Raw genomic sequence first — 10,029 nt, 5'->3', positions numbered from 1 at the left:
GCAGCTCAAGAAGAGCAGGCTAGAATAGCAGAAGCAGCAAGAGTAAAAGCAGCAGAGGAAGCTAAAGCAAAACAATTAGAAGAAGCACAAGCTAAGGCAGCTCAAGAAGAGCAGGCTAGAATAGCAGAAGCAGCAAGAGTAAAAGCAGCAGAAGAAGCTAAAGCAAAACAACTAGCAGAAGCACAAGCTAAGGCAGCTCAAGAAGAGCAGGCTAGAATAGCAGAAGCAGCAAGAGTAAAAGCAGCAGAGGAAGCTAAAGCAAAACAATTAGAAGAAGCACAAGCTAAGGCAGCTCAAGAAGAGCAGGCTAGAATAGCAGAAGCAGCAAGAGTAAAAGCAGAAGAGGAAGCTAAAGCAAAACAATTAGAAGAAGCACAAGCTAAGGCAGCTCAAGAAGAGCAGGCTAGAATAGCAGAAGCAGCAAGAGTAAAAGCAGCAGAGAAAGCTAAAGCAAAACAATTAGAAGAAGCACAAGCTAAGGCAGCTCAAGAAGAGCAGGCTAGAATAGCAGAAGCAGCAAGAGTAAAAGCAGCAGAAGAAGCTAAAGCAAAACAATTAGAAGAAGCACAAGCTAAGGCAGCTCAAGAAGAGCAGGCTAGAATAGCTGAAGAAGAAGCTAAAATTGATGAGATACTTCTAGATGAAGTTTTAATTAAATTTAAAAAGTCTGCTGAAGCCTCTAAGAAAGCTCAAAAAGAATTGCTGGATAAATTGAGCGAAAAAATTGCTATTAAGCAACAAGACTTAGATAATTTAAAAGAAGAAAACGATTTAAGTGAGCAAGGTATAGTGAAAGAAGCACCTAAAGTGTTCAAGAGTGTTTCTGCTGAAAATGCTATAATAGAAAGTTTAAAATTAGAGATTGATAACTCAATTGAATTTGGTGCAGCAAAAATTACTGAGATAGAAAAACTATATAAAGAGCGCCTTAAAAAGGTTAAAAGTAAGGATGATTCAGTTAATATAGCATATTTAAATACTATTCAAACTTTAAAATCTGAACAAAGACAAGCCATTAATATCAAACAAAATTTAGTGTCTAGATTAGAAGATATTAAAGTTGCTACTGATTTTGAAAGAAGACGAAGAATTAAACGTGCAGCATATGATAATGAAGATGATAGATATAATAAGGATCGAGCTGCATTAGAACGTATTAAGAAATTTACAACACCTAGTTCTGAACCTTTAACAAAAGAAGATTTTAACCATGGTGAAACGCTTAGTAATATTCAAATTGTAAAGGATGTAAATAATGTAGATGAAGGTTATTACTTAGTTGTTGCTGTTCATTCAGATGTAAATGAAAGAGATAAATTCTTAGAAAAGGCAGTTGCTGCTGGTGAGGAAAATATAAATTTCTTCTTTGATGTTAATACAAGTAAATATTACATCTATTATGAGATGTTTGATAATATTGGTCAAGCAAAATCATCGTTAGATACTACTAAAGGAAGTAAACCATACAATAGTAAAATGTCTATGGTTAAAATAGAAAACTAGAATTTAGTCTACATATATGCAATAATTTACATTAAGGTTTTTCTTTATTCTTTTTATTATACCTCTTTATAAATGTTAAAGCTCAATAGGTTAAATTTTATTTTTTTGAATTAAAAATACTACAAATTAATTATATTTTATCGATGAAAGGATTATTGATTCGATAAACTACTCAATATTTTCAAACTCTCTTTATTTTTACAATTATATTTACGATATTTATATCGTTTATTTACACTATATTTAGGTGTAATGTAAATATTGTAGTAAATAGATTACGATATTATAAATAAGAGAAATGCTTCTTTTTAATTAGCCTCAGTTAAAGAGAAGTAATAACATAATCAACCATGAATAAAACTACTTATGTAAGAACAGGACTTGTTTTATTACTTCTATTATTGAGTATGCAATTATTTGCGCAGAACTTTGTTCCTTTTACACCAAGATTTAATCAGGATTTAAAGGGAGATATCCAATTAATTGGAAATAATATCTTGGGGCCAGATAATAATGCTTTTAATGATGGTACAGTATATAACCATACTGTAGACATGGTTTATATTGATATTGATGGAGATGCATCAACATTTAATTCTTCAAGTGCAGATTTAACAATTCCAAATCCAGGTTGTTATAGAATTATTCATGCTGGTTTATATTGGGGAGCAGTTACTGAGGGAACTGAACCGTTTACGAATGTAAAATTCAGAGGGCCTACAGGAGGTTATAATGATATTGTTGGAACAATAATATTTGATGCTAATGGAAGTTCTGTAGATGGTGGCGATAGTTTCCCATATGCTTGTTATGCAGATGTAACTTCTATAGTTACAGGCTTAGCAACTGATTTGGGAACTTATACTGTTGCAAATGTGTCTAGTGCTCAAGGGCGTACACAAGATATAGGTAATAATACTGGGCATTCTGCAGGTTGGTCGCTTTATATTGTTTATGAAGATCCAACTTTACCAGGAAAATCAATTACAAGTTTTGATGGGTTTAGTGCTATTAGTGTTCCTGGAGGGAATCCAACATTAGATATTCCAGTTTCTGGTTTTAGAACCATTCCTGCACCAGCGCCAGTAAGAGCAAATTTTGCTTTTGCAACATTAGAAGGCGATAGTCCTATTTTAGGGGACCAATTATTGCTTAATGGTTTAAACTTATCTACAGCAGATAGACCTGCAACAAATTTTTTTAATAGTTCGGTTACACAATTAAGTGCTTTACCAGTAAATAATAGAAACCCAAATAGTACAAATACTCTAGGTTTTGATACAGGAGTTATGGTTGTGCCTAACCCAGCAAATGCAGTTATAGCTAATGATGCTACGGCAGCAACTGTACGTTTAGAAACTAGTGGAGATACATATTTTCCATATTTTTTCTCTTTAGCAGTTGATATTATTGAGCCTAATATTGTACTTACCAAAACAGTTGAAGATCCTGCTGGTAATGATATTGGAGGTATGCTTGTAAATCTTGGAGACGAATTAAACTATGTTTTAGGTTTTCAAAATACAGGTAATGATAATGCTACAAACCTTTCTATTAGAGATATTCTTCCAACAAATATTGTATTTAATTACCCAACAGATTTAGGAATATTACCTGCTGGAGTTACACATACTTATAATCCAACAACTAGAGAGTTAGTTTTTAATATTGACAATTCTATAGTTGAAGAAAATGACCCTGTACAAGAAATACGATTTAAAGTTACTGTTGTTTCTGAATGTAGTTTACTTAATGATGCTTGCTCAAATATTATAAGCAATCAAGCTTTTTCAACATATAACGGAACATTGAATCCTACCTTTACAATTTCTGACGATCCTAGTTTCAATACAAATACAGGTTGTTTGTTAACTCCAGGAGCAACTAATTTTTTAGCAGATATTGATTGTACTTTTGAAGAAGAAGTTATTCTTTGTGGAGCTAGTACAGTATTGACTTCTGGTAGTGGATACGATTCATATTCATGGTCTACAAGTCCATCAGGAACGCCTGTAATTGGAACAACTCAATCTATAACAGTGACTTCAACAGGTACTTATTATGTTGAAAATACTGCTATTGCTCCTTGTCAGTCAACAAGTCAAGTTTTTGAAGTTATCACATTTGGAGCGGGAGTTACCAATCCAGTAATTCCTTTTGCAGATGAAGTTGTTATTTGCCCTAATGATGGAAAAGAATTGCCAAATATATTTTTATGTGGTGGTAATGGCCCAAGATTAATTGACACCAATATTACAGATACTACGTCTATAATTTGGGAACAATTAGACGAAAGTAGTTGTACTGCTGTTGCTAATCCAGATTGTGCTAATGAAGATGCGGCTTGTACTTGGAATCAAGTAGAAACGGGACCAAGCTATATGGCAGATACTGCAGGACAATTCAGATTAACATTAAACTATGATGGTGGTTGTTTTAATCAATTCTATTTTAACGTTTACACTAATTTATTAGTACCAACAGTTACTTCAAGAGATATTTATTGTACAACTCCTGGAGAAATAGTTGTTGGTAGTGTACCAAGTGGTTATGAGTTTAGTCTTGATGGTATTAATTTTCAGCCTAGTAACGTGTTTTCTGTAACAACACCTGGCATATATACAGTATCTATTAGACAAATAGGCGTAGACCCAAACCCATGTATTTTTACAGTACCAGATATACAAATCAGACAAACAGATTTTACAGTTTCAAATATCATTACACAACCACTTTGTTATGGCGATTTAGGAAGCATTTCTATTGCTGCTAACGATGTTCGTCCACAATATTATTTTTCAATTTCTCAAGGCGGAACTTTAGTAAATAGTGTAGGACCAATCAATCCAAATAATTATACGTTTTCTAATTTAAATCCAGCAACTTACACTATTGATGTTTCAACTGATGATGGTTGTATTTATTCTGAAGATATTGATATTGTTGAACCCTCTTTATTAGAAGCAACTTCAGCTTTAACAACACCTCTTACTTGTACTGATGGAGAAATCACAGTCTATCCAACAGGAGGAACGCCTCCATATTTCTATTTTGTTAATGGTGCGACAGATTTTCAAACTATACCTACAATACCAGTTACGGCTCCAGGAACATTTACGATTACAGTTGTTGATTCTAATAATTGTTCTGCTGAAACTTCAATAACGGTTAATGCTATTCTTGCTCCAGATTTTACAGTTTCGTCAACAGATATAGCTTGTTCTGATACTGGGGATGTCGGGACGATTACAATTAATGTTACCAATCCTAATGGCAATACTTTGGAGTATAGCATAGATAATGGAGTTTCATTTTCAAACTCTAATACATTTACAGGTCTAGCTTCAGGGAATTATGATGTTGTTGTAAGATACAGTTCAGGTGCTGCAGATGTTTGTACAACTACTCCACAAACGATTAATATAACTACTTTAGCAACTGTAACAGGTACTGCTACTTTAACTACTCCGTTAAGTTGTACTTCTGATGGAATAATTACAGTTTCTGGGGTTGCTGGCGGAACAGCGCCATATACATACAGTTTGGATGGTATTAACTTTCAACCTGGAACAACATTTACAGGATTATCTGAAGGAACATATACAGTTACAATAAGAGACTCAAGTGGTTGTGCATTTATAGCGGCTCCAATAGATATATTAGCACTAAATCCACCAACAGATATGGATTTTAGTAGTACACCTTTAAGTTGTCCAGCAATTACTTCTGATATTACAATTACTGGAACAACAGGTGGTACTTCACCTTTGGAATATCAAATTATAGCGCCATCAGGTTCAGTTACTGCTTATCAAAATTCAAATATTTTTACAGGATTAAGCCCAAATACTTATACATTTCAAGTAAGAGATGCAAATGGATGTTTATATAGTGAAACATTTACTATTGCTCCATTACCTCCAATAGCAGTCAGTACAGTAATTACAAAAGATATTGATTGTACAATATCACCAGATGGAATTATTACTGGTACAATAACTGGCGGAACCGCACCTTTTGCTTATGCTACATCATTTAATGGAGGAACTTACGGAAGTACAACTGCTGTTGTAGGAACTACTTTTTCTCATATAGCTACTTCAGATGGAACTTATCAATTTCAAATTACAGATGCAAATGGTTGTATTGTTGAATCTGGAATTCAAACACTAAGTGATCCTGTTTCGGTTACTGCTTCAGATGCAATAACTAACCCAACTTGTAACGGATATAGTGATGGTTCTGTTACTTTAACAGCTTTAACAGGTCAAGCACCATTTACTTATAGTATTGATGGAGGAACGACTTTTGTATCTTCAAATGTATTTGGAGGTTTAGTTGCTGGGGCTTACAATTATGTTATTAGAGATAGTAAAAATTGTGATGTATCAGGAACTGTTAATTTGATAGACCCTGCACCAATAGACGTTACAATAGTTAGAAATCCAGTTCAATGTATTGCAAATACTAACGCACCAGGTAGCTTGGATGTAACTATTAATTCTGGTGGAATTGCACCATATGTATATACATTATTTGATAATACTTTTACTCAAATAGGATTAAGTATAACTACAGCTTCAATTACTCAAACCTTTACAGGATTAAATTTTGGAGATTATTATGTAACTATTGTCGATGCAAATGGTTGTGAATATATTAGTGGTGTTCAAAGAATAGAAACACCTCCAAGTATTAATTTAATCGGAAACGCTTCAACAGGCTCATGTGCTACAGGTGCTACAGTCGATATTTCAGTAGTTTCAGGAGCAGGACCATTTACATATTCTATATACGGTCAACCTGCTACAAGTTTTGGACCTACACCTTCAACAACGCATGCATTTACAGGATTAAACCATGGCGTAACGTATCAATTTCAAGTTATTGATTCTGGAGGTTGTTTTTCAATTATAGAAGTTACAACACCTACTTTATCAGATATAGATATTGATGCACTTACAACAACTGATGTAAGCTGTAATGGTGACAATAATGGAGTTTTAGATTTCACGGTCTTGAATTATGATGCATCTGTTACTACAATATATTACGAAGTTCAAGATGAATTAACAAACACACCAATAATTCCTGTACAAAACGGAACTTTTACAGGTTTAACAGGAGCTTCTGTAAGTGGAACCATTACAGGTTTGCCTGCTGGCAATTATACATTATTTGTTAGAGAGGTTGATGGAACTTTATGTACGGTTTCTGAAACATTCCAAATAACACAACCTATTCAAACTCTTGTTGCTGCTGTAACTGCAGAAGAAAATGCAAATTGTAATGTAGGCGCACAAGTAACTATTACAGCTACTGGCGGAACAGGTCCTTACAGATATGCTTCAGGTGCTGTTGGATTCATACCAACATTAGCAGACTTTGGAACGAATAACGTTTTAAATTTAGATTATGCAGTCAGAACCAATTGGGATATTGTAGTTAGAGATGCTAACGATTGTGAAGTAAGAATTAATGAAATTATAGATATAGATACTGAACCAGTAATTAGTGCAACTTTAAATAATCAATGTACAATTGCAGAAGGTAATTTTGAAATAGATGTAACGCTAACAACTGCAGGTATTGCGCCATATACTTATAGTATTGATGGAGGTGTTTTTCAAACAAGAACTGCACCTTTTACGATATCTAATTTATCATCAGGAACGCATACTCTTGAAATACAAGATGCTAATGGATGCGGTAATTTAGTTTCAATTGATATTGAAGCGCCGTTAGAAATTATACCAGCAATAACAGCATTATCAACATGTAATAATGATGATGGAGAAATAACTATAACAGGCTCTGGAGGAACTGGATTTTATTCATATAATATAAGTCCAAGCCTAGGTTCAATTTCTCTAACAGGAAATGTGTTTTCAGGTGTACCATCTGGAACTTATACAGTTACTATAACAGATATAACAACAACATGTTTTGAAGAAGTTACTGTAGTAATTCCAGAAGCAATACCACCAACATTTACAACTACACCAACACCAGTAACATGTTTTGGTGATAATGATGGAACATTCGAATTGAACGTTAGCGGTTATTCAGGACCATACACATATGAAGTTTTTGATAGTTCATCAGCTTCAGTTTTTGGAGTTGTTAATGCTAATACATCTACTAATCCAGAATTAGTTTCAGGCCTTTTGGGAGGAACATATTCGGTAGTTATTACAGAAACAGCAAGCCCATTTTGTTCGGTAACTTCTACTGTGATTATTCCATCACCTTCTGAACCACTGGATTTGGTTGCTATAGAAACATCCAATGTTACTTGTGATGATGGTAGAGGAACAATTACAGCCACTGCAACTGGAGGTTGGGGAACTTATGAATACGAATTAACAGGAACAGCTTCAGTTGCTTATTCATCTAACGGAACGTTTACTAATTTATCTGCAGGATCTTATACGGTAAGTGTAAGAGATGCTGGTGGGTGTATAGTTTCAGAAAATATACCACTTAATTTGCCAACCCCAATAGATGGAACTATTACGGCTACACCTAGTTTGTTGTCATGTTTTGGAGATACAAACGCAAGTATTACAGCTAGTGCTGTTACTGGAGGGGAAGGAACAAACTATACGTATACATTAAATATGTTATCGCCAACAGTAACATCATCTGGTCCACAAACTTCTCCTGTATTTAATGATTTAGGAGTAGGAACTTATAACGTAGTTATATCTGATGGATATAATTGTGAGTTTACTTCAGCTGATGTAGTTATTGCAGAACCAACAGAAATTCAAGTTGATTTGGTTAAAGCATCATCTCAAACATGTACAACACAATCTACATTAACACTAAGTGCTTCAGGAGGTACAGGTAGTTATGAGTATAGTGATACAGCTTCATTTACAACAATATTAGGAACCTTTGCATCATCAGTTACTTTTCCAGTTACTACAGGAACTTTCAGCTTTTATGTTAGAGATGCAAATAGTTGTTCTGCTAATGTTTCAAACGATATTACAATAGATACTTTACCAACGTTAAGCGTTAATTTAGACACAACAAATACAGTAATAAATTGTGCTGGAGATGACAATGGTGTTATTATCGCTTCCGCGGAAGGAGGCCTTGGAAGTTATGTTTACACTTTACAAGATACAGCAGGAAACCCAATTGTACCTGTTACTCAAGATAGTCCGGGAGTTTTTACAAACCTTCCTGTTGGGAATTATCAAGTACAAGTGAATAGCGGAGATTGTTTAGAAATTTCAGCAACTATTCCTATTACAAATGCTTCATCACCTCTTGATGTAACGTTCAATCCTATTGATGTGACTTGTAATGGAGAGAATGATGGTATGTTAGAAATTACTGCTAATGGTGGTTCTGGTATTATCAAGTATGCAATTTCACCTCAATTAGATCAGTTTTTCGATTTAGATACAGTTGAAAATCTATCTCCTGGAAATTATGATATTGTTGTTCAAGATGAATTAGGGTGTTTTGTAACCTATAACTTTGATATAGGTCAACCACTTCCTTTAGGATTTAATTATACTATTATTAGTGAGGCTCCATGTGATGGTGATTCTACAGGTGAGTTTACAATAAACATTTTAGGAGGAGAACCACCATATAGTGTGAGTTTAGATGATATTACATATATACCATTACCGCTAGGAGTTACATCTTATACTTTTTCTGGATTAGAAGGTGGAGAGAAAATGGTTTATGTTTTAGATAGTGGTAGTTGTATTGGAGATAGCCCATTCTCAATTCCATTAGCGGAGCCAGTAATTCTTGATCCTTTAGCCAATATTGAATATGAATGTATTAATGATTTAACAAACAATACCAATACAGTTACCAATAGAGTAACTGTTACAGTTGATTCTAGTATTGTTGATACTTCAGTTTTAGAATATGCGTTGGATGGAGGAGTATTTTCAACTGGAACAGGTATTTATGAAAACTTAGCCCCAGGACCTCATAGTATAGAAGTACGTCATCCAAATGGTTGTGTACAAATCACTGATAGCGGAATTCCTTTTATTATAGACACTTTTCAGCCACTTGCATTAGCTTTAGATGATGGTGGATTAAATGAAATTGTTGCAAATGCTTCTGGCGGTGCAACACCTTATGAGTTTAGATTAAATGGAGTTTCGTATGGAAATGAAAATACGTTCTTGATTTTTGAATCAGGTGATTATACAGTAACTGTAATTGATTCCAATGGCTGTGAAGTTTCTGCTACTAGGTTCTTTGAATTTATAGATGTATGTATTCCAAATTATTTTACACCAAATGGAGATGGTAATTTAGATGATTGGGGACCAGGTTGTGCTAACCAGTATAGAAATTTAACCTTCGATATTTTTGATAGGTATGGACGAAAAATTGCCACTTTAAAGATAGGGGATAAGTGGGATGGTAAATACAGAGGAGTTGAGCTACCTACTGGGGATTATTGGTATGTTGTAAAATTAAACGAACCTCAAGATAAACGCGAGTTTGTTGGTCATTTTACATTGTATAGATAATTAAAAC

The 10,029-nt window shown here is 34.1% G+C and carries 1 protein-coding gene and 1 pseudogene; both read left to right on the top strand.

All coding sequences use genetic code 11. The features are described from left to right. Positions 1-1,503: pseudogene (locus DIS18_RS15055) on the top strand (PorP/SprF family type IX secretion system membrane protein); the annotation flags it as partial. 350 nt (positions 1,504-1,853) lie between these two features. Next, positions 1,854-10,022: a T9SS type B sorting domain-containing protein gene (locus DIS18_RS09885; RefSeq protein ID WP_109352914.1), complete on the top strand. Its 8,169-nt coding sequence runs from the start codon at positions 1,854-1,856 to the stop codon at positions 10,020-10,022. Positions 10,023-10,029 lie beyond the last annotated feature (7 nt).

This window comes from Algibacter marinivivus, from assembly GCF_003143755.1.
GTDB lineage: Bacteria > Bacteroidota > Bacteroidia > Flavobacteriales > Flavobacteriaceae > Algibacter_B > Algibacter_B marinivivus.
The sequence above is the reverse complement of the archived record's forward strand: the minus strand, read 5'-3'. Positions and strand labels throughout refer to the sequence as shown.